General features: G+C 61.5%; 22 protein-coding genes and 1 tRNA gene. 21 read left to right on the top strand and 2 right to left on the bottom strand.

All coding sequences use genetic code 11. The features are described from left to right. Positions 1-84: 84 nt before the first annotated feature. A complete protein-coding gene (locus GCM43_RS13680; RefSeq protein ID WP_152245123.1) occupies positions 85-354 on the bottom strand; it encodes a hypothetical protein in 270 nt (89 codons plus the stop codon). A gap of 484 nt (positions 355-838) precedes the next feature. On the opposite strand from GCM43_RS13680, the gene GCM43_RS13675 reads away from it, so the two are divergent. After that, positions 839-912: transfer RNA gene (locus GCM43_RS13675), tRNA-Gly, on the top strand. Positions 913-1,287: 375 nt separating this feature from the next. Here the strand turns inward: GCM43_RS13675 and GCM43_RS13670 are convergent. Beyond that, entirely contained in the window at positions 1,288-1,650 is a 363-nt protein-coding gene (locus GCM43_RS13670) for a DUF2513 domain-containing protein (RefSeq protein ID WP_152245121.1), read from the bottom strand. Between the two features lie 210 nt (positions 1,651-1,860). On the opposite strand from GCM43_RS13670, the gene GCM43_RS13665 reads away from it, so the two are divergent. The 20 genes from GCM43_RS13665 to GCM43_RS13570 all read left to right on the top strand — a co-directional run bounded on the left by GCM43_RS13665 (position 1,861) and on the right by GCM43_RS13570 (position 21,604). Then, positions 1,861-2,052 carry a hypothetical protein gene (locus GCM43_RS13665; protein ID WP_152245119.1) on the top strand — a complete coding sequence of 64 codons (192 nt, stop codon included), beginning with the start codon at positions 1,861-1,863 and terminating at the stop codon, positions 2,050-2,052. Between the two features lie 11 nt (positions 2,053-2,063). Continuing rightward, positions 2,064-2,657 carry a hypothetical protein gene (locus GCM43_RS13660; RefSeq protein ID WP_152245117.1) on the top strand — a complete coding sequence of 198 codons (594 nt, stop codon included), beginning with the start codon at positions 2,064-2,066 and terminating at the stop codon, positions 2,655-2,657. Next, complete coding sequence (locus tag GCM43_RS13655) at positions 2,657-3,088, top strand: HNH endonuclease (RefSeq protein ID WP_152245115.1); 432 nt, start codon at positions 2,657-2,659, stop codon at positions 3,086-3,088. The genes GCM43_RS13660 and GCM43_RS13655 overlap by 1 nt, the downstream gene beginning before the upstream one ends. Before the next feature lie 101 nt (positions 3,089-3,189). Further along, on the top strand, positions 3,190-3,495 hold the full coding sequence (locus GCM43_RS13650) for a terminase small subunit (protein WP_226929481.1): 306 nt from the start codon (positions 3,190-3,192) through the stop codon (positions 3,493-3,495). 10 nt (positions 3,496-3,505) lie between these two features. Continuing rightward, positions 3,506-5,167, top strand: coding sequence for a terminase large subunit (locus tag GCM43_RS13645; protein ID WP_152245113.1), 1,662 nt, complete (start codon positions 3,506-3,508; stop codon positions 5,165-5,167). Between the two features lie 20 nt (positions 5,168-5,187). Then, positions 5,188-6,378 (top strand): phage portal protein, encoded by a 1,191-nt coding sequence (locus GCM43_RS13640; protein WP_226929480.1) that lies wholly within the window; start codon positions 5,188-5,190, stop codon positions 6,376-6,378. Next, complete coding sequence (locus GCM43_RS13635; protein ID WP_152245110.1) at positions 6,359-7,045, top strand: HK97 family phage prohead protease; 687 nt, start codon at positions 6,359-6,361, stop codon at positions 7,043-7,045. Before GCM43_RS13640 ends, GCM43_RS13635 begins: the two co-directional genes overlap by 20 nt. A 9-nt stretch (positions 7,046-7,054) precedes the next feature. Continuing rightward, positions 7,055-8,437 carry a phage major capsid protein gene (locus GCM43_RS13630; RefSeq protein WP_152245108.1) on the top strand — a complete coding sequence of 461 codons (1,383 nt, stop codon included), beginning with the start codon at positions 7,055-7,057 and terminating at the stop codon, positions 8,435-8,437. A gap of 44 nt (positions 8,438-8,481) precedes the next feature. After that, the gene (locus GCM43_RS13625; RefSeq protein ID WP_152245106.1) at positions 8,482-8,925 is read left to right on the top strand and encodes a hypothetical protein; all 444 of its coding nucleotides are present in this window, start codon (positions 8,482-8,484) and stop codon (positions 8,923-8,925) included. Further along, positions 8,925-9,479 carry a head-tail connector protein gene (locus GCM43_RS13620; protein WP_152245104.1) on the top strand — a complete coding sequence of 185 codons (555 nt, stop codon included), beginning with the start codon at positions 8,925-8,927 and terminating at the stop codon, positions 9,477-9,479. The genes GCM43_RS13625 and GCM43_RS13620 overlap by 1 nt, the downstream gene beginning before the upstream one ends. Then, positions 9,476-9,811 carry a phage head completion protein gene (locus GCM43_RS13615; protein WP_152245102.1) on the top strand — a complete coding sequence of 112 codons (336 nt, stop codon included), beginning with the start codon at positions 9,476-9,478 and terminating at the stop codon, positions 9,809-9,811. The genes GCM43_RS13620 and GCM43_RS13615 overlap by 4 nt, the downstream gene beginning before the upstream one ends. Positions 9,812-9,822: 11 nt before the next feature. Continuing rightward, positions 9,823-10,062 carry a hypothetical protein gene (locus GCM43_RS13610; RefSeq protein ID WP_152245100.1) on the top strand — a complete coding sequence of 80 codons (240 nt, stop codon included), beginning with the start codon at positions 9,823-9,825 and terminating at the stop codon, positions 10,060-10,062. Next, the gene (gp17, locus tag GCM43_RS13605) at positions 10,059-10,466 is read left to right on the top strand and encodes a tail completion protein gp17 (protein WP_152245098.1); all 408 of its coding nucleotides are present in this window, start codon (positions 10,059-10,061) and stop codon (positions 10,464-10,466) included. The genes GCM43_RS13610 and gp17 overlap by 4 nt, the downstream gene beginning before the upstream one ends. Before the next feature lie 93 nt (positions 10,467-10,559). Continuing rightward, positions 10,560-11,012 carry a hypothetical protein gene (locus tag GCM43_RS13600; protein ID WP_152245096.1) on the top strand — a complete coding sequence of 151 codons (453 nt, stop codon included), beginning with the start codon at positions 10,560-10,562 and terminating at the stop codon, positions 11,010-11,012. 117 nt (positions 11,013-11,129) lie between these two features. After that, a complete protein-coding gene (locus tag GCM43_RS13595; RefSeq protein ID WP_152245094.1) occupies positions 11,130-11,582 on the top strand; it encodes a hypothetical protein in 453 nt (150 codons plus the stop codon). A gap of 80 nt (positions 11,583-11,662) precedes the next feature. Continuing rightward, a complete protein-coding gene (locus GCM43_RS13590; protein ID WP_152245092.1) occupies positions 11,663-11,986 on the top strand; it encodes a hypothetical protein in 324 nt (107 codons plus the stop codon). A gap of 34 nt (positions 11,987-12,020) precedes the next feature. After that, positions 12,021-12,524 carry an HK97-gp10 family putative phage morphogenesis protein gene (locus GCM43_RS13585; protein WP_152245090.1) on the top strand — a complete coding sequence of 168 codons (504 nt, stop codon included), beginning with the start codon at positions 12,021-12,023 and terminating at the stop codon, positions 12,522-12,524. A 13-nt stretch (positions 12,525-12,537) separates the two neighbouring features. After that, positions 12,538-17,247 (top strand): hypothetical protein, encoded by a 4,710-nt coding sequence (locus GCM43_RS13580; RefSeq protein WP_152245088.1) that lies wholly within the window; start codon positions 12,538-12,540, stop codon positions 17,245-17,247. Continuing rightward, entirely contained in the window at positions 17,244-18,710 is a 1,467-nt protein-coding gene (locus GCM43_RS13575) for a hypothetical protein (protein WP_152245086.1), read from the top strand. Before GCM43_RS13580 ends, GCM43_RS13575 begins: the two co-directional genes overlap by 4 nt. Continuing rightward, positions 18,707-21,604: a phage tail tip fiber protein gene (locus tag GCM43_RS13570; RefSeq protein ID WP_152245084.1), complete on the top strand. Its 2,898-nt coding sequence runs from the start codon at positions 18,707-18,709 to the stop codon at positions 21,602-21,604. Before GCM43_RS13575 ends, GCM43_RS13570 begins: the two co-directional genes overlap by 4 nt.

Below are 21,604 nucleotides of genomic sequence, written 5' to 3'. Positions count from 1 at the left end.
AGCCGAGACCATTGATGTCCTGTTACGCCTGAACGAAAGCCCGCCTCTTTGCTGACGCGGGCTTTTATCTTTTAAGCGAGCTTATTATTTATTCGGACGGCAGTGAGATTCTACAATTTTGCACGTATTCGGCGTACCGCCTGTTTGGGCTGCATTCTTTCGGCATGCCGCAAGCGCATTATTTCTAGCCGATTGGATATCATTCGCCCAATCGTGGCCGCCGTGTCCTTTTGTGGGAAGGGCCTTTGCGTAACAGCTTCCATTACCAGCTGGCTGCGCGTGAGCGATATGAGGCCATGTTGTAGCGGATGAAGCGATAGAAATACTTGTGAAAAATAAAAGTAATTTTTTCATGCTAGCTCCAGATTTATTTTTTGCCAAAAGGCATTTCAATGTAAATCTGGCCCGAAAAATTAGCAACATTTTAATTAATTTTCGTTGCTTAAAACGCACTATATTTTTAGTCGAAACTTAAGCCATCCGGGCAATGCTTGCCATCCGAGCTGGCTACAGCGTTAAGGCGCCACGTTAGCGCGCACGGGTCAAAAATCGGCCGATGAGTTCCGGAGCACCCACCCGGAGATACTCAGGGGACGCCACAAAGCGAAGCTATCGAATTCACGGCCTTCGGGCCACCACCAGCCGGGCGCGTCTTCGGGCGCGTGCCAAACCGGCGCCAGACGCTGCAACTGGCAACCACACGCCTGCCGACTGCGACAATGCCAGGCCGCGGCCTGAAATCGCGCACCCTCAGTCGGCAGCCGTTTGGTTCGCTGTACCTGCGTTAATCCCGAGGCTTCGGCAGAGGATGAGACCGCAGGGCGGCAAATGCAGTTTCGCGGGCGTAGCTCAATGGCAGAGCTGCTGCCTTCCAAGCAAACGACGAGGGTTCGATTCCCTTCGCCCGCTCCAGTTTCACCGCACGCTTGGCCGCGCGGCCCAAGGCGCCGGGCCGCAACCCCAGGCAACCGCAATCCGAAAGGTCTGTTATGCAAAACGCTGTTGGAAGTGATGAGGGTGTCGCTGTCGAACGCGTCGGCTACGTTGGCCGTCTGGATACTCCGCTTGAGGTGAGTGTGATAGACCCGGCATCACTGGAGGCACTGCGCCAGGCCCTGCCGACCAGCCAAATACCGGCCAGCCAGGACGACAAATTGCGCGCGCTGGCTGAGTCATGGCGAGCATGTGCTCGCGCACGTTACCGATGCGCAGATATGACGAGCGACCCGGAAGGGAAGCGCGCCATGAATAGCGCGGCGATGATTTATTTCAACTGTTCCGAGGAGCTCACGGCAGCCCTAAACGTGTCTTCGCCTCCGTTACCGCCCACTCCTTGATGACGCTGAAGGCGACACCGCCGACCGGTGCGATAACATTCTTTTTAGCCTTCTCCCATAGAGTTGGATCCTTGATGGAATCGATAAAATCGTGCCCCTCCCAAGTAAGGCGAACTGGGTATGCGCGCTTCGGGCTGCTGGTTGTGGCAAGTAGCGTGCCCTCTAGAAGTCCGGCCTCAATGAGCAAGACCATGTGCTCGTTGATAATCTCCGGATCGTAGTCGTCGTGCTTGAACTTCAATGGAATATTGCTTGGTGGTCGCGCTTCAAACTCCAGCAGAATTGTTCGAATAAGGTCAAAGTCTCGTTTCATTTTCTCTTCCGTAGTTGATGAATGTGCCTACTGCCGGGAAGCAATCGGGCGCTCCTCATTGTAGCGAAATTGATAATTTGAAATATCACCAATGGTTACGCTGCTGGTGAGTGTCCGCCCGCTCCAGCTTCCCCCGCCCGGCACGCCGGGTTTGGCCGCCTGCCGCCTGCCGCATCACTGCGCTGGCGGCTTTTCTATTTGAGGTTGCATATGCAAGCACTGCACTGGCGTGACGAGATCATCCGCGCCAGCCGGGCGGGCGATATGCACCGCATCGACCAGCTGGCCGCGCAACTGGCCCAGGCCGAAGAGGCGCGCCGGCTGCTGCGGGCGCTGACGCACTGCCCAACATGCGCTGCCAGTGTGGCAGCCGGGCTGATGTCTAAAGCCACTACTACCTGAAAGGCAATACCATGCTTACCGCCACCAGCAAGCAATCCATGCTCACCGGCATGATCGAGAAACATATCCGTCGGGATGCCGAGCCTATGGCACGTGCCGATGCTGACGCGCTTAAAGCGGTCATCTTGGCGGAACTGGAAAAGATCGGCGTAAACCATCAGTACACCAGTTTGCACAGCTTCATCGATGATGTGGAAGCTTGCCGCCTCGGTGCGCTTATCGAGGCCCGTACCACAGCAGTGGCCGACCGCATGGTCGCCGATAGTCAGCCGGTCAGCGTCGCCCGCAAAAGCGAGTACATTGCTGCTGCAGTGGCTTCTGGCGTCAGCTCCGGCCTCGATGCCAAGTCGCCCGAGTTCCTTGGTGCGACCGACACCGTGCCTGCTGCTGTTACGCCGCAGGTGGCGAGCTTGGCCATGGCGCATGGCGATGCGCTGGTGTTGACTACCCCGCACCAATTGAGCCGCGAGCAGTTGGCCGCGATGAAGCAGCGTATCCGCTCTGATCTGGACGCTGACGTTCGCATTCTGATCATTGATGGTGGCGTCAGCCTGGCTGTGCTGACCGGCCTGCCCGCTGCCGGCGATGGTGTTACTGGCGACTGATGGCTACGCGCCTCACAACCCTCAAGTCAAAGCTGCAAACGCTGCCGGGCCGCATGGTGACGGTAAGCGCGGACTCGTGGCGTTCCGGTAAGGAGGGCAGCACGGCGCGCGGCTACGGTTACAAGTGGCAGCAGGCCCGCGCTGCCTACCTGGTGAAGCATCCCTTCTGCGCTTACTGCCTGCGTGACGCTGGCATCAGTTACGACCAGGATGCGGTGGCCATCGGCCTCGCATGCATGAACAAGGGCATTGGTCTGCCGCACGCCCAGGTGGTGGATCACATCGAGCCGCACCGTGGTGACATGAAGATGTTTTGGGACTCGACCCGGTGGCAGAGCCTTTGCACGACGCACCACAGCCGCGATAAGCAGCGCGAGGAGGCGGCAGGACGAGCGATCGATGGTGCTGCGCTCATTCGCGAGGTCCGCTGAAGCTATAGGGAGGGGCGGGGTAAATCTCTGGGGCATCGAAAGCCCTAGACCACCTGCTTTCTCACGCGCAGAAAATTTTCCCATTTTCAAACGGAATTCAAATGGCAGGCCAACCTGGAAAAAGTGGCGGGGCTCGCGTCGGCGCTGGCCGAAAGCCGAAGCCGCCCAATTTAAGTACGTCGACTGCGCTGCTGACGAAAGACCCGAAAGATTTTTTAGTGGCGGTGATGAACGATCCCGCTACCGAAATGAAGACTCGGACCGACGCTGCAAAGGCGCTCATGCCATTCGTGCACAAGAAGCTGGGCGAAGGCGGCAAGAAAGATCAGAAGCAGGAGGATGCGAAAACGGCGGCGAACATGTTCGCACCCATGGCGCCGCCGGCGCTCAAAGTTGTGAAGAAGTGAAGAGGTAGTAATGGAATGGTCAACTGCATGCTTGGACTGGGAAGAGCGTCTATGCGCGGGAAATCCAATTATTCCGCCACCGATTTTCCCTGACAAGGCTGATCAGGCGCTGGCCATCTTCAAGGAACTGCGGGTGGTCGACCTTCCCGGCAAGCCTACGTTCGGGGAGTGCAGTGAGCAATGGGTGTTCGACTTCGTGGCCGCCATCTTCGGCGGCTACGACGGCGAGACCGGCAAGCAGTTGATCCGGGAATATTTTCTGTTGATCAGCAAAAAGAATTCGAAATCGACTATCGCGGCTGGGATCATGCTGACAGCGTTGATCCTGTGCTTTCGCGAGGAAGAGGAGCATTTGATCCTGGCGCCGACCAAGGAGGTGGCCGACAACAGCTTCAAGCCGGCCGCCGGCATGATCCGCGTCGACGATAGGTTGTCGGCGATATTCCATATTCAAGACCATGTGCGGACGATTACACATCGTGTCACGCGCAACAGCCTGAAGGTCGTCGCTGCCGATACTGACACCGTCTCGGGGAAAAAGTCGGGCCGGGTGCTGATCGACGAGCACTGGGTGTTTGGCAAGCGCGCCAACGCCAGCGGCATGTTCATGGAAGCAACTGGTGGCCAGGTGTCGCGGGAAGAGGGTTGGGTGATCTACCTCACCACGCAGAGCGAGGAACCGCCAGCTGGTGTGTTCAAAGAAAAGCTGCAGTACTACCGGGATGTGCGGGACGGCAAAATCGACGACCCCAAATCGCTGGGCGTGATCTACGAATTTCCGGAAGCGATGATCAAAGCCAAGGGCTACCTGGACCCGGCGAACTTCTACATCACCAACCCGAACATGGGGCGCTCTGTCAGCGCCGAATGGCTCGCAGACAACCTCAAGAAAAATCAGGCCAAAACGGACGGATCGTTTCAGCAGTTTTTGGCCAAACACTTGAATGTCGAAATCGGCATGAACCTGCGGTCGGACCGCTGGGCCGGTGCTGACTTTTGGGAGGGGGCTGCTGAGTCCGGCCTGACCCTCGATGCGCTGCTTGATCGCTGCGAGGTGGCGGTGGTGGGTATTGACGGCGGCGGCCTGGATGACTTGCTTGGCCTGGCAGTACTGGGGCGCGAAAGCGAAACCCGGCGCTGGCTCCTTTGGGCGCATGCCTGGGCGCACGAGATCGTACTGAAGCGCCGGCTAGAGATTGCGCCGCGGCTTCAGGACTTCGCTGCTGCTGGCGAGCTCACCTTGGTGGAGCGCCCAGGGCAGGACGTTGCGGCCGTGGCCGATATCGTTTGCAGAGTACGGGACGCAGGCCGCCTGCCGGAAAAACAGGGAATTGGCGTTGATGGCGCTGGCATTACCGATGTGATTGATGAGCTGGTGGCGCGCGAATTTACCACCGATGACATCGTGGCTATCTCGCAGGGCTGGAAACTGAACGGCGCCATCAAGACCACCGAGCGCAAGGTGGCTGGTGGCGAGCTTGTGCATGGCGGCCAGGCATTGATGGCCTGGTGCGTTGGCAATGCCCGCACAGTGCAAAGCGGAAACGCGATATCGATCACGAAGCAAGCCAGCGGCACCGGCAAGATCGACCCGCTGATGGCGGCTTTTGATGCGGTGACGCTGATGGCGCATAACCCCATGCCCAACGGCAAATCTTTCTGGGACAACTAGTGAATTTTTTCAAGCGAATCTTGGGTAAGAAATCCAAGCAGCTGGACTATGACCAGATTGCGGACCTGCTCGATGGTGGAAGTGTCAGCCATGTGGCCGGATTGCCGGTCAACAGCCAGACAGCGCTGCAGGTCTCCACGGTACTGGCATGCGTGAAGGCTATTGCCGACGGTTGCGCCACGCCGGATCTGCACGTCTACCGCGAGGATAGTGCTGGCCGTCGGCAGAAGGCCACCGGCATCCCGGAATATCGTTTGTTGGCGCGCCGGCCAAACGAGTGGCAGACCTCCTTCGAGTGGCGCCGCCAGATGACGATCCACGCAGCGCTCACCGGCACGGGCCTGTCGATCAAGGTGCGAGGTGATGATCGGCGTGTGCGCGAGTTGATACCTGTCCAGCCAGGGCAGTGGAGCGTCACCAGGACGTCGCGGTACGAGCTGGTGTATCGCTGCTGGGATGAGTTCGGCTTGATCGGTGAATTCGCACCGGACGACGTGTTTTTGCTTAACGGCGTGCAATGGGACTGGGTGACTACCCTGGACGCAGTGAAGTTGGCGCGCTCGGCCATCGGCCTGGCCATGGCGACCGAGCAAAGCCAGACAGCCATGCATGAGAACGGGCTGCGCACCAGCGGCGCCTATTCCGTTGAGGGCAACTTGAACAAGGAACAGCACGAACGCTTGTCACAGTGGCTGCGCGACAAGGGCGGGGTGCGGAATACGGGCGTGCCCCTGGTGCTGGATCGGGCCGCGAAGTGGGTAAGCACGGCGATCAGCGGCGTTGACGCGCAGCATGTTGAAACGCGGCGCTTGCAAATTGAGGAGATTTGCCGGTTTTACGGCGTGTTTCCGATCATGGTAGGTCATTCTGACAAAGCTGCAACATTCGCCAGCTCCGAGACGTTCTTTTCAGCGCACGTGAAGAACACGCTGGCGCCATGGCATGAAGCCTGGATGCAGCGGCTCGATGAAACGCTGCTCGATGGTAACGGGGCGCTGTTCACCGAGTTCGACACGCGCTACCTGCTGGCCGGATCTATGGCAGATCGCTCGCAGTGGGCGCGGACCATGGCTGAGACGGGCATCTATACCCGCAACGAGATCCGCGACGAAGAAGGGAAGGATCCGCTGCCGGGCCTGGACGAGCCGCTTACCCCTATGAATATGAGTACTAACAAGAAAGAAGGCGGCAATGACACGAAGAAGTCTTGAGCGACGTCACACGAGTGGCGGCCGCGTGGTGCGGGCCTTTGCGCTGCAGATCAAGTCCACCAGCGAAGATGGCTCCATCGAGGGCTACGGCTCGGTCTTTGGCGTGCGCGATGACTATGGCGACATCATCATGGCCGGCGCGTTCGAGGCCTCACTGGCGGCGCACAAGGTCGCCGGCACCTTGCCGGCCATGCTGTGGCAGCACGACGCGACCGAGCCGATCGGCGTCTGGACCGAGATCGTCGAGGACGCAAAGGGGCTGCGCATCAAGGGCCAGCTGGCCCTCGAAACCGCACGCGGCCGCGAAGCCCATGCGCTCTTGAAGATTGGTGCGCTCAACGGCCTGTCCATCGGCTTTGAGGCAATCGAGTGGTCGTATGACGGCGAGTTGCGAATTCTTGCCGTGGTCGACCTGTGGGAAATCTCGCTGGTTACCTTTCCAGCCAATCGCCAGGCGCGTATCACCAACGTAAAGGCGGCTGATGTGGCCGCCATCAAAACCATTCGTCAAGCCGAGCAAGCCCTGCGGGATGCGGGCGTCTCGGCGGACACGGCCAAGGCATTGATTGCCGGGGTCAAGCGCATCACCCTTGCTGAGCGGGACGCTCATGGGGCGGCTGCAGCCATGAAGGCGGCCAACCGGCTGCTCCATAACCTCAAAAACTGAAAGAAGACCATGAAACGTAAAATTCTGCTGGCCACCATGGCCATTCACTTTGCGGCCTTTCAGGCCAAGGCGGCGCGCCCGTATGAAAAGCGCGAAGAGCCGACGCTGGCCACCGTCGCCGAAGCTATCGAACAGATCGGTGCTGCGTTCGAAGAGTACAAAAACACCAACGACGAGCGCATCAAAGCGGTCGAAGAAGGCAAGTCCACCTCCGATCTGGACGCCAAGATGGAAAAGATCGAAGAATCGATGGACGACCTGTCGGAACAAAAAAGCCGCCTGGAAAAGCTGGAAACGAAACTGGCACGCCCGGGTGCGTTCAGCGGTGCCGGCCGCGAGCAGCGCGAAAGTAACGAGGATCTGGCTTACAAGGCAGCCTTTTACGACTGGATTCGCGCGCCGAAAGACCCGGGCCGCGAGCATCGCCTCAGCCAAACGTACAAAGCACTGGAACTGAAAAACGCGGCCGATAGCCGCGAGAGCCGCGCTGCGCAGGCGATGGTGGGCGTCAACGCTGCAGGCGGCTACGCCTTGCCGAAGATCGTTGAAAACGCCATTGCGGCACTGTCGCTCGATTTTTCGCCGATCCGCCAGATCGCCACCGTTCGCACCGTGGGCTCGACCAACTACAGCGAGCTGTTCGACGTCAACGGCGCCGGCTTTGAATGGCTGGGCGAGGGCGACACGCGCAACCAGACCAACACCTCCGACCTGGCTGAAATCGTGCCGACCTTCGGCATGGCATCGGCAAAGCCGCAGGCGTCGGAAGAATCGCTCGATGATCTGTTCTTCAACGTCGAAGACTGGCTGATCAATTCGGCCAGCGAAGCGATGGCCACTGGCGAAGGCGTTGCATTCATTTCCGGCAATGGCGTCAAGAAGCCAACTGGCATTCTGGCTGGCCCGGCACCTGTGGCGACCGGCGACAATTCCCGCGCCTTCGGCACGCTGCAGTATTTCGCATCCGGCCAGGCTGCAGGGCTGCCGACCAATCCGGATATCTTCTTTGACATGATCTATGGCGTGCGTGCCCGTTACCGCAACAACGCGCAGTGGTTGACCTCGAAAGCCGTGCTGGCCGATCTGCGTAAATACAAGGACGAAAATGGCCAGTACCTCTGGCAGCCGGCACTGACCGCTGGCCAGCCTGCCACCTTCCTGGGCTTCGGCATCACCGAAGCGGAAGATATGCCGGCCGTGGCAGCAAACGCTTTCCCGCTGGCTTTCGGCGACTTCAAGGAAGGCTACCTGATCTGTGACCGTGTCGGCATGCGCGTCACTCGCGATGAAATCACCACACCTGGCTTCGTGAAGTTCTACGTGCGCCACCGCGTGGGCGGCAAGCTGCGCAATACCCAAGCGATCAAGCTGCTGAAAATCGCCGCATCCTAAAAACTCAAGGGGAGGCCTGACGGTCTCCCCGCAAGGAGAGTGCTTTGAAACTGATTGCCAAACAAGATTTCTCCTGGGCGCACGGCGGCTCGGATGTGCGCCAGTATGCCAAGGGTGATCGCATCGAGACCGATGATGCCGACATGACCCGCGTCGCGCTGGATGAAGGCTGGGCCGAAGTCGGCGATTGGGAAGACCCGATCCCGGTGCGCGAGCCGACCAAGGAAGAGCTGCTGGCCGCACGCGACGCGCTGCTGCGCCGCGAAGCCGAACTGCAGGAGCAGGCCGAGCGCCTGGACAAGCAAGCTGCTGCCAACCAAGCCGAAGCTGATCGCCTGGCGCAGCTTGCCGACAGCTACGCCGCCGACGGCGCGCGACTGGCCGAGGCTACCAAACAACTGGCTGCCGACCGTGCTGCTTTTGACGCGGCCAAGGCCGCTGCGCCGGCGCCGACGACCGGCAAGGGCAAGGATAAGGCTGCTGCGTAATGGCCATCTGCATCACGCCACCGAGCGTCCTGGCAGTCGACCTGGATATGATCAAGAAGAATATGGTCATCGATGGCGACCACATGGATGATGTGGTCAAAGGCTGGGCGACCGGCGTGATATCGAAGCTCGAGCACGAGCTCGATCAGTGCCTGATGGCGCAGACTTGGCGCGTGACGCTGGACGCCTTCGCGCCTGAGATCGCCTTGCCGCACCCGGTGCTCGATATCGTGTCGGTCAAGTACTTTGATCCGGACGGCGCCGAGCATCTGCTGCCCGCCAGCGGCTATCGCGTCCGCGCTTCCCGCTATGCATCGGCGCTGGTGCCGGGTCGCGGCGCGCGCTGGCCGGCGACGCTGGATGATACCGACGTGGTGACCATCGATGTGCAATGCGGTTATGGCACGACGTCCGAGGCGACGCCTGACAACGTACGGCTCTACATCCTGGCCAAGCTGGTTGAGCAATTCGATCCCATCACGCGCACCGAGCGCGACACCGTGCAGTCGGCATTCATCGACCGCCTGCTGGACGCCTGCAAGGGCTACGCATGAGCGCTCTTAAATTCCGTGACCGTATTCGCATCGAGGCGCCGCCGGAGATCGACCCTGATACCGGCAAGCCGGCTGGCGGCTGGACCCTGGTGGCCGAGGTTGGCGCCAAGATTGAAGATGCCAGGCCGGGCAACACGGACGCCACGCAGCAAGGCCTGCGCCTGGCGCATGACAGTGCGACGGTATGGATCCGGTACCGCGACGGCATCACGTCGGACATGCGCATCGTCGAGCTGACGAAGCGCCGCCGCACGCTGTCCATTACCGGCGGCCCGGCCTCGATCCTGGGCGGTCGCGAGCTCGAATTCACGGTCGAGAAATTCTCGTCATAGAAAGGGCGAACATGAAGATCAAAATGACCCAATCCTTGCCCGGTTCTCTGGATGGCGTGACCGTCATCGACCTGGCGGCAGGTCAGGAATACGAGACCGTCGACAGCGCGCGCGGCACACGCCTGGCGCTGGCCCATATCCGCAAGGGCGTGGCCGTTGCGGTAGCGGTGCCGGACATTGAGCCGGTGCGCAGTGAGGTCGCGCCGGCGGCGGTTACGAAGAGCAAGGCCAAGCCGGCGCTGGCTAAATGAGTTCGGTCGACGTGATCCGTGCGCTGCTGATGGCACATGCGCCAGTTCGCGCACTGGTGGAGGCCAAGAACATCGTATTGGGTACGGTGCCGCAGCGCGCCGAATTACCGGCCATTGGCATCCGTGAAATCAGTCGCGTCGAGCTGGCCACTGCCTCACTCAGCCAGGCGGCGGTGCTGGTGCGCGCCCGGGTGCAAGTGACGGTACTGGCCAAAACCTACGATAGCCAGAAGGCTGTGCTGCAGGCAACTAAGCTGGGCCCAGGCCCGCATACCGGCGAGGTCGCAGGCATCGCCGTGCGCAGCGTCATGCGCGAGCAGGTCGGGCCGGATATCAGCAACGACGATGCCGACATCTTTCAGCAGTCGCGTGATTTTCTTGTCAACTACGTCGAGCAGAACTGATCCAGCACCACTTCCGCTCTTCCCGAGCCACATATTTTGCAGCCCGCCCGTATCGCATTCCAGCGAGCGGGCTTTTTTTTGAAAGGTAACATCATGGCATTTGAAGATGACTTCGAAACAGTCGCCGGCACCAAGCTTTATGTCAGCGCGACGCGCCCAACCGCCGATACGGCCGTTGCATATGCAGCACTCACCTGGGTTGAGGTGGGCCTGATCACCAACGTCGGCAGCGTCAACGGTCGCGAATACAGTACCGCGACGCTGTCAACCGTCGGCAATGCGCACGATCGCGAGAAGAAGGGCAGCTACAAATTGCCTGACGCTGCGTTCGAATGCGCATGGAATGAGGCCGACGCTGGCCAGATCATCATCGCTGCCGCCGCCAATGACTACAGCATTCCGGCCTTCAAGCTGAAAAAGCAGGGTACTGCGGAGCGCTTCTTCACCGCCCAAGTGAAGAGCTTTATCGAAAACAACGGTGCCAGCAATGACGCCGTCAAGGGCAACTTCGTCCTGCTGCGCCAGAGCGACACCATCACCGCTTAACCGTCCCGGCGCGGCGCCAGCCGTAGCCATCACCATCACTGGCCTGGCCGTCTTCTCTATGGAGAGGCGACAGGCATGGTGCACATATCCCACCTATAGAAGAAAGGTAACACCATCATGACCTTCAATATCAAGCAACTGGCTATCGCCGCAGCAGCAGAAATGATCGTGCGCGACGCGGCCGGTGAGCCGCAGGCCGACGAGCAAGGTAACGCGCTGACCATCACGCTGCACAGCCCCGGCACCAAGGAATTCCAGAAGGCCCGCCACGCTGCCGAGGAGCGTAACAGCGCGCGCGTCTTCAATCGCATGCAGGGCAAGGCGGACGCCAAACAAAGCGCTGACGACAAGATCAAGGAACGTGCCGAATTCCTGGCCGCCTGCACGATCAGCTTCAACAATTTCGGCGACGGCCAGGGCGCCGGCTATGAGCTGTTCAAGCGCACCTATTCCGATATCGAAATCGGCCACATCGCCGACGACGTCGAAAAATTCTTGGGTGAGCGGAGCAATTTCAAAAAAAAATTGCTGACCAGCTCGCCGACTACGTCCGGCACGCTGCCTGGCTAAACGCAATTCCGGATGCGCCGAAGCGGCCTGCCGGCGCGCCGCCGGCGCCTCCCGAGGTGTCGCGCCGCGAGGCGTTGCGATTGAACAAGACACCCATCGAAATGCCGCCGCTGGAGTGGGGCGGTTACCTGGTGGATTACCTATTTGAATTCGGCCCGACAGTAGCAGCGGGCATGGGTAACGGGCCTATCACCGGCGTCGAGCTGCTGGCTTGGCAGGAGCTTCTCAGTGTTGAGTTTCAGCCATGGGAGGCGCGACTGCTGCGCCGCCTGTCTAACGAGTATCTGGACGAATCGCATAAGGCGACGGCGCGAGACTGCCCGCCGCCATTTGCTGCCGCTCCAGTGCTCAAGCAGGCGCGAGCGGAAAACATGCAGCGCAGCATCGATCAGTTCCTGGCGTAATTTCACCACAACCGCTATTTCTAAGAGGGCCGGCATGACAAATTCAATCGTGGTCGGCCTGGATGACTGGCTGAAATTTCTGGATGACTCGTCGAAGAAAATGCAGCAGGGCGCGCGCGCCGGCCTGTATGCCGGCGCCAAGGTGATCGAGGCGCAGGCGAAGGAGAACTGCCCAGTGGGCAAGCCAGCTGGCGAGAACGCGAAGATGTACGGTGGCTATCCCGGCGCCCTTCGCGACACCATCCGCGCAACGGTATGGGAGAAGGGCGACCGTGTGTTCGCCTCAGTAAAGGCTGGTGGCAAAACGCCGAGCGGCGCGATTGTTTATTACGCACACATCATCGAGTTCACCGGTGCGGCCGCGCACGTTATCCGCGGTCGAAATGGCCGGCGCCTGTCATTTGGCGGCCGCTCGTATTTGGCGCTGAACCATCCAGGCATGCAGGCGCATCCTTTTCTGCGCCCGGCGCTGGACGCTCGCACCCTCGATGCAATCGCGTTGGTCGAGGAAGAAGTCAAAGCGGTCCTGAAAAAATAAACTGGAGTTGCGCATGTTTCATGGCATTGAAGTTCGCCTGATGGCTGATATTGAAAAATATAAGCAGGGCATGGCCGAGGCCAAGAAGATCGGCGGCGAGTCCATGGGCTTCATTGCGTCCATTTTTGACAAGCTCAAGAGCTTGGCCGGCGGTATGTGGGATTCGCTGAAGTCAGTATTCTCGGGTATCGGTGAAAAATCCAAGGGGGCATTCAGTTCGCTCTCGGATTCGGCATCGAGCGCATTCGGGAAGGTCATTGGCGTGCTGCCTGGCTTCAACAGCGCCATGAGCAAGACCAAAGACAAGATGGGCGAAACGGAAGAAAAGTCCGACAGCCTGATCAAGAAAATAGGTATTGGCCTTGTCGTGGCCGTTACCGCCGCTGCAGCTGCCATCGCCGTGCTGGTGAAAAAGGGCTTGGATGCCGATTCGGCGCTGGCCGGCCTTGCCATCTCAAGCGGCATCACGGCGTCGCAGATTTCGCGCTTTGAGGCTACGGCTGCACGCTCAAACGTTAGCGCCACGGAGTTTGGCAGTTCGATGGTCAAACTGCGCGACAAAATGAAAGAAGCTGCGGCAAGCGATGGCAGCACGTTTTTCAGTAAGCTCGGCGTCGATATCGTCGATGCAAACAACGCACTGCTCAAGACCGACGACGTGACCATCGCGGTGGCGAAGAAGATCGCCGCCATGTCGAGCGAAGCCGAGAAATATGCTGCTGCGTCGAAGGCAGGCTTTGAGGGCAAGGTTCAGGTACTGGAAGACATTGCGCGCGCCAGCGACCTGTCGGCCACTACGACCGATGAACAGGCCGCTGCCGTGGTGCGGCTGGGAAAAATCTGGCATGACATCCTGCCTGGTGGGAAGAGCATGTGGGCCCAGATCAGCACTTTCCTGACCAGCAGCCTGACCCCGGCTGTGACAGAAGCGTCGCTGACCATCCTGAAGTCAAAAAATACCATCGTCAGCGCGTTCAACGATATCTATGGCAGCGGGTCAAGCCTGCCGAGGTTCGGCGAGCAGATCAAGGAGTGGGGGCAATCCGCATCGCAATGGTTTGATAAGGTCGCCGAGGCCGCGACGAAGACGACGGTGTCGATCCTGAAATACGTGGCCATCAAAACTGGCTTTGGCGATCCGAGCGCGCTTGGCAAAGGCGCCGCACCAGCGCCGGTACCAGGTGCTGTTCCCCTGACCGGCAGTGGCAATCCATCGATCACCAAGGATTCGGAGAAGGAGTACGACGCCCTTACCAAAGCTATCGAGCAGAAAATTGCAGTGCAAAAGATGGAAATTCAGACAGGCGCTGCGCTGACGGAAGGGCAGCGGCTGCTTATCAAAATGAATGCCGAATTGAGCGACGGCACCATTACGATGACCGGAGCGCAGAAAGCCAAACGCACCGAAGAGCTGAACCTGCTGATCGCGCAGGAGAAATTGAACCGGCAAGCGCAGGAGGCGCGCGCCAAGGGTGATGCTGCCGCCAGCAAGGAAGTCGCCGGCCTGACCACGCTGATCGCGGCCATCAAGGCAAAGACCGCTGAAAACGAGATGGAGCTGGCCACCGGCCTGGCGGCGACCGAAAACCAGAAATTCGCCATCAAGTTGAACCTGGAAGAAGAGCGCAGCAAAAAGAATCTGTCCGGTGCCGACCTGGCGCGGCTGAATGCCTTGAAGGCTGAGGCCGTCGCTCAACTTGCAGCAAACAAGGTTGCAGAAGAGGCAGTCAAGGCGCAGCAGACCGAGAGGGATGTAGCGAAGTTCATCAACGAGAGCACGCTGGCACGCCAGGAGTCCGCCGCCGCCCTGACCGTCGAATCTCAAATGCTGGGTAAATCGGCCGATGCCCGCGAGCTGGCCATGGTGGCGGTGCGCGAGCAGACGGCGCTGGAAAAGTTCCTGCTGCAGGAAAAGGTAGCGGGCAAAGTGGTCGAAGAGGGCCAGATCAAGCGCCTGAAAGCGGAGGCGGACGAGCGGACACGCGTAGAGCAGGCCACACTGGCGCAGACCAAGGCGCTGGGCTACGCTGCCCAGTTGGCTGAAGAAAACCGCCGCTTTGCTGCTGAATCGCTGTTCGATGAAAAATCGCGCGCTGCTGCGCTGCTGAAAATCGACGCGGCCATGTGGCAGGAGCGCATCGCCCTGGCCGGCGCCGGCACCGATGCGCAGAAGCGCTTGCAGGAAGAATATTCGACCTGGTACAGCAACCAGCTAGCTAAACCGGAGATTGAGGCCAACCGTAAAATGTGGGAGTCGATCGACAGCACCGCCCACGACACTTTTGTCTCGATTTTCGATAGCGGAAAATCCGCATTCGATCGCCTGCGCGACACGCTGAAAAACGGCCTGCTCGACCTGCTCTATCAGATGACCATCAAGAAATGGATCCTGAACATCGGCGCATCGGTGTCTGGTACCGGCGTCGCTGGCCTGGCATCTGCCGGCGGGCTGGGCGGTACCGGCGCTGCCGGTGGCCTGGGTGGCGTTGGCAGCCTGGTGCAAAGCGCCAAAACCGCCTACACCATCGCGACGCAAGGTTTCGCCGGCCTGACCGCCGGCCTCGGCACCAGCGTGGTCAGCCTGGGCACGCTATTCGGCTCGACCGCCATCGAGGCATTCGGCGCTGGCCTGGGTAGTACCGGGCTGGTGGGCGCAGCAGATGCTGCAGGCCTGTATGCCGCCTCGGGCGGTGTAGGTAGCGCTGGCGCAGTGACGGCCGGTGCCTACGCTGGCGCCGCTGTCACTGCGGCTGCTGGCATCGCTGCTGGCGTGCTGGGTGGCAAACTGATCTCCGGCCAGTTTGGCAGCAATGCCACCGTGATCGGCGGTACCGGCATCGGTGCGGTCGCCGGCGCGTTCTTGGGCGGTCCGGTGGGCGCGGCCATCGGCGGTGCGCTGGGCGGTGTGATCGGCGGTATCGGCAATCGCCTGTTTGGCATGGGCGATAAAAAATACGGTGAGACGGGCATTACCGGTACGCTGACCGGTACCGGCTTCACGGGTAACGATTACGCGAAATGGTCGCAAAAGGGCGGCTGGTTCCGCAGCGACAAGTCGGGCACGGACACCAGCGCGGTTGACGCTACCACCTCGGCAGCGTTCGTCGAAACCTACGCTGCTATCCGCAATGTGTCGGCTACGCTGGCCAACACGTTGGGTGTGGATACGGCCAGCCTGGCCACGCGCGCGCAGGCGCTGAACATCAACCTGACCGGCCTGAAAACTGAGGCCGAGCGCCTGGACGCGGTGACCACGTTTTTCGAGGGAGTCGGCAACACCATTGCGGCCGAGCTGGTGCCGGGCCTGTCCCAGTTCCAGCTGAAGGGGGAGGCGCTCAGCACCACACTGCAGCGTGTGTCGCAGGACTACGCCGGCGTCGATGCTGCGCTGCAGCTGATAGGCCGCACGTCGCAGCAGGCGTTCGGCGCCGTGGGCGTGGCCACCATCGGCGCGCGCGAGAACCTGATCAAGCTGGCCGGCAGTCTGGATGCATTGACTTCAGGCACCAGCTTCTTTGCCGAGAACTTCCTGACCGAGGCCGAGCAGATGGCGCCGGTGCTGTCGAGCGTGGCCGACACGCTGGCGGCGTTGAATATGTCCGGCGTGAAAACGGTCGACCAGTACAAACAGATTGTGCTGGGCCTGGACCTGTCCAGCACGAGCGGCCAGGAGATGTACATCAAGCTGTTGGCTCTGGCGCCGGCGTTCAAGGCGGCGACGGACTACACCAGCCAGCTGGCAGCGGCGACCGGCGATTACGCGGCAGTGGCAAAAACCGCCAGCGAGATCGCCAGCGAGCACCGCGACCTGCAGCAGCAGCTCAACGAATTGACGAAATCCGAAACGGAGTTGCTGGCCATCCAGCGCGCCGGCATCGCCGACGTCAATAAAGCGCTGTTCGATCAGGTGCAGGCGGCCAAGGCGGTGGTAACCGCAAAAGACGCTGTAGCCAAAGCGTATGAGACTGAAGCGGCGGCAGCCAAAACGCTGCAGGGGACTTGGAAGGCGTTTGGCGCCTCGCTGGTCGGTATGAATGCGAGTTTGGCGCTGGGCAATCAGTCGATCCTGACGCCCGAGCAGCGTTATGCCGAGGCGCGCGCACAGTTCGAGAAAACGCTGGCCGCAGCCAATGCCGGCGACACGACGGCGCAGTCTGGCCTGTCTGCCGCCGAGCAGGCGTTTCTGTCGGCCTCGCAGGTGGTCAATGCGTCGGATGCGAAATATGCGTCCGACTATGCCCGCGTGATGGCGGCCAATGATGAGGCGCTGAAATGGGCATCGCAGCAGGTCGACGTGCAGCAGGCCAGTCTGGATGCGCTGACGACACTGGTGTCGGGTTTGGTCACGGTCAACGACAGCGTGCTGACAGTACCGCAGGCCATCGCCAATCTGCAGGCGGCGATGGGCGTGGCCAATGGCCAGGGCGTGCAATTTACTAATGCTCCTGTGGTGGCGCCCGTTGCGCCAGCACCTGCGGTGGCGATGTTCGACACGGCGCGTTATTCGGCTGCGTCGAATGCAGGTTCCGAAGCGCTGGTGGCCGAGGTCAAGGCGCTGCGCGAGGAGCTCAAAGGTTTTCGCGGCGATCAGGTCGCACAGACCAAGGGCCTGGTGCGGGCCACGGTCGAGTCGAACGCTGGCGCCGCAAAGACCATTGTTGCCGGCGTTGAAAAATCTGCCCAAACATCGCCATGGCGAAAATCAGTGGAGTATGCAGAATGACGGATGTACAGTTTTTGGCCTGGCTGCAGGATGCTGCTGCCGTTCGGGTAGTGCTGATCGAGGCGCAGGCCAACGTTGCCGGCGTCGAGGTCACGCGCTACATTTCCTCGCGGCTGTACATCACCGGTCCGGCCGATGTGCCGGCCAACGTGGAATATCAGCCGCTGGCCACCGGCGGCCTGGCATTCACCGAGCAGGTCAGCCTGACCGGTGAGGCAGGCCTGTCGGGCGGCGATATCGAGCTCGACAACGCCGACGGCGCGCTCGACAGCTGGCTGGCCGACGTTTGGGTCAACCGGCGCTGCCGCGCTTGGGTCGGTGATGCCGCCTGGTCGCGCGCAGATTTCCGCCTGATATTCGACGGCGTGATCGCCGACCTGGCCGTGTCCGGACGCGAGTCGGTCAACCTGACGCTGCGCGATAAATTGCAACGCCTGAACACACCGATCAGCGAGGCCAAGCTGGGCGGTACCAGTCCAAACAGCGACGCTGTGCTGCCGGCACCGTTCGGCGAATGCCACAACGTGACGCCGTTGCTGACCAACCCGGCCACGCTGGAATACGGGTTCCTGGGCGCTGTCGAGCAGATCGCCGAGGTGCGCACCAACGGCAAGCCGGTGCCATTTGACCTGGCCGGGCCTGGCCGCTTTACGCTGCCGATTAACCCGCTGGCCAATGCCGTGACAGTCAGCGTGCAGGGCGATAACGTGAGCGGCTACGCGCCGCGCATCGCCCCGCTGGTGCAGCGCATCGCCACCGGCTATGGCAAATCGTCCGACCGTTTCACGCTGGCCGATATCGACCAGGCCAATTTTGCCGCGTTCGATGCGGCGCATCCGCAGGTGGTGGGCCTGTATGTCGCCGACCGCACCAACGCGGCGCAGGCCATCCAGCAGCTGGCGGCCAGCGTCGGCGCGCAGGCGCTAATGTCACGCACCGGCCAGTTGCGCCTGGTGCAGGTCGCGCTGCCTGGTACCGGTGCGCCGGTGGAAATCGGGCCGGACCAGATGCGTGAGGGCAGCCTGCGCCCTGTGCAGCGCCTGCCGGTGGTGGCCGCCGTCAAAATCGCCTACGACCGCAATTACACCGTGCAGGCCGGGCTGCAGACGGGCATCCCGCCCGAGCACGCGGATATGTACGCCACCGAATGGCTGACAGAGACTGCTGTCGACGATACGGTGCAGGCGCTGTACCGCCTGAGCGACGATCCGGTGCAGGTCGAAACCTGCCTGAAAACGACGGCTGACGCGCAGGCCGAGGCCGCGCGGCGCCTGGCACTGAACAGCGTGCCGCGCACCATTTACGAATTTGACGGAGAACCCGAGATGATGATGCTGGAACTGGGCCAGGCCGTGTTGCTGCGTGACGAGCGCTACGGCCTGCAGGATGGCGTGCCGGGCGTGGTGGTGCTGCTGGCGCACCAGTGGCTGACTGGCCGTGTAACCGTCGGGGTGATGGTTTGAGCGCCCTGGTAGGCGCACGCGATGTGCGCATTATGAATACGGTACCGCGCTATGCGGCGCCGACCGACCGCGCGCTGCTGCTCACGCCCAGCGCCACGCTGTTCGAGGTGTCGGTGGGCGGCGCGCCCACGCCCGAATCGATCACGTTCGCGGCGCTGATGCTGGGCGCTGTCGGCGATATCACGTTTTCCAGTAAGCCGGCGGTACCGCTGGCCGTCGCCAACGGCAATGCCGTGCTGCGCTACGCCGACATGAGCGCCAGCGTGGTGACGGTGACGGCCAGCGCCGTAATCGACGGCCTGACCTATTACGCCCGGCAGACCGTGGCGAAACAGCAGGCGCTGGACCTGACGCCGCCGCCGGCGCCGACGGGCCTGGTGGCGACCGGCACGCCGGCCACCATCGTGCTGCGCTGGGGCGCGGCGCCGGCCAGTTACAGCAACCTGTCACACACAGAGGTATGGCGCGCCACAGTCAACAGCCTGGCGCAGGCCGCGTTGGTCGGCCGGGCCGATGGGCGTGAGTATGTCGACCCGGTCGGCCCTGGTGCCACGCGCTACTACTGGATACGCTACGTGTCGCGCGCCAGCATTCCCGGCCCATTTAACGCCAACGGCGGCACGGTGGGCGCGTCTGATGTCGAGGTCGAGCACCTGCTGCAGGTGCTGACGGAGCAAATCACGGAAAGCCAACTGCATGCCGAGCTGGGCCAGAAAATCGAGCTGATCGAGCCGATGCAGGATGCGATCGTTGATCTGCAGCAGGCGTATGGCGATACCGCATCGGCCGCTGCCTCCGCAGCCCAGGCGGCGCAGGCCGCCGCAGAGGCGCTGCTCGATGCGGCGCGGGCAGATGCCGCCGCCGGCGGCGCCAGCCAGTACGCCGGCCAGGCGAGCCAGTCGGCAACCAATGCCAGCACGGCAGCGAGCGCAGCATCGACGGCTGCCGGCCAGTCATCGCAGTCCGCCACTAATTCCAGCGGCAGCGCAGCGGCTGCCGCCAACTCGGCCAGCACTGCCGCTACCGCAGCTGGTGCCGCCGGCGCCAGCGCCACTGCAGCATCGACCAGCCGGGATACTGCGGCCGGCTCGGCGACCGCAGCTGGCGTGCAGGCAGCTGCGTCCTCGCAGTCGGCGGTTGAGGCGAAGGCAGCGCGCGATGCGGCCAGCGGCTCGGCCAGCGCTGCGCTGCAATCGGCCAGTACCGCGAGCGCGTCGTCCACGGCTGCCGGTGATGCTGCCAGCCAGGCGGCCAGCAGTGCGCTATTGGCGGTGGAATCGCGCAATGCGGCTGACGGGTCCGCTGCCGCTGCTGCTGGTTCGGCCAGCACTGCCGGCACGAAATCGACCGAGGCCGGCCAGTCAGCCGAGGCTGCGCGTGTCGACCGCATAGCAGCCCAAGCTGCGCAAGGGCTTGCTGCCGGTTCGGCCCAGGCTGCCAGTGGCTCAGCATCGACCGCCGACGCGCGTGCGACAGCAGCCGGGCAGAGCGCTGCGGCTGCGAGTAATTCCGCCAGCACGGCCGGCACCGCTGCCAGCCAGGCCGGCGTGTACCAGCAGCAGGCCGCACAGTCTGCGACCAATGCCGACGGCAGCGCGTCGTCGGCCGCCTCGTATCTGCAGCAGTCGCAGGCGTTGCTGAATGATCCCATTACCGGGCTGCAGGCGTCGTATGCGGCTGTCAAGGTTCAGGCTGTCGCAACGGCAAACAGCCTGGCTGGCACGCAGGCCAAATACTCTGTCCAGCTCGATGCCGACAATGTGGTCGGCGGCCTGGAATTGCTGGCAGGCGGTGGTCGACTCGATTTCGGCGTGCGCGCCACCACATTCTTCATTGCTGCGCCGGCCGGCAGCGGTATTGCCGCGGCCGTGCCGTTTATCGTGCGCACGATGGAAACCGTGATCGGCGGCGTGACCATCCCTATCGGCATGTACGTCGCCGATGCGTTTATCCAGAACGCGAGCATCACCAATGCCAAAATCGGCGGCGATATCTGGTCGAGCAATTTTGTGGTCGGCCAGTCCGGCTGGCGCCTGTATCGCAGCGGCGATATGGAGATCAATAATTTGCGCGCGCGTGGCTATGTATTAGGGGGCGCATTTGTCGATGTCAACTGGCCAACTACCGGAACCGGTTATTACTTGGGCCCGGATGTTTTTCGTATGGGCAGCTATGCCAGTGGTAAATATTTTGAGGTGGCCGGCAACGGTAACGTAATCGCCCCGGGTTTTACTATCATCAATGGGAGGGCAACATTTTCGGGCAGCGTGGTTTCTGGCGTCGCCCCCGGATTTCGAATTGAGCAGGGGCCAGACGACCCGGTGTACGCGATGTGGGCCGGCAGCGGTGCCAAAACCGATGCCAACGCTATATTTTTTTTGAAACGCAGTGGCGCCGGTTATTTTGGCGGCTCACTGTCGGCCGGGACGCTCAGAACAGCAGTGACCAATCCGTCATACGACCCGGCCGCCCAACTGGTCGACGGCCCATTCGGTTCCAACGGCGGCACGATCAACGTGGTGTGTAGCCTGTCGTGGCAGCATGGGCGCTCGTCACGCGGCGATAACTACGTAGCTGGCAGTGGCAGCAACGCCGTGACGATTTGGCTATATCGCACTATCGGCGCTGGCGCCGAGGCGCTGGTGCAGACGGCGACGTTTTCGGGGGCAACCAGTATTGTTAATTCGAGCGACCCCGATACGCAGTCGACGTGTTCGCAGAGTATTGACGGGTCGTTCACCTATACCGATACGGCGGCCAGCAACCAAAACCGCATCTATCGTGCAGTGGTGGCGATCACTCAGCAGAACGTGACAACGACGCCGCGCCCCGGCGGCGGCAGTGCCGATCCAGACGTCCTGTATCAGCGCCTGACTCTCATTACCACGGAATAA

Source organism: Janthinobacterium aquaticum (assembly GCF_009208565.1).
In the GTDB taxonomy this organism is placed as follows: domain Bacteria; phylum Pseudomonadota; class Gammaproteobacteria; order Burkholderiales; family Burkholderiaceae_D; genus Janthinobacterium.
Note: the sequence above shows the minus strand (reverse complement) of the source record. Positions and strands in the feature narration are given on the sequence as shown.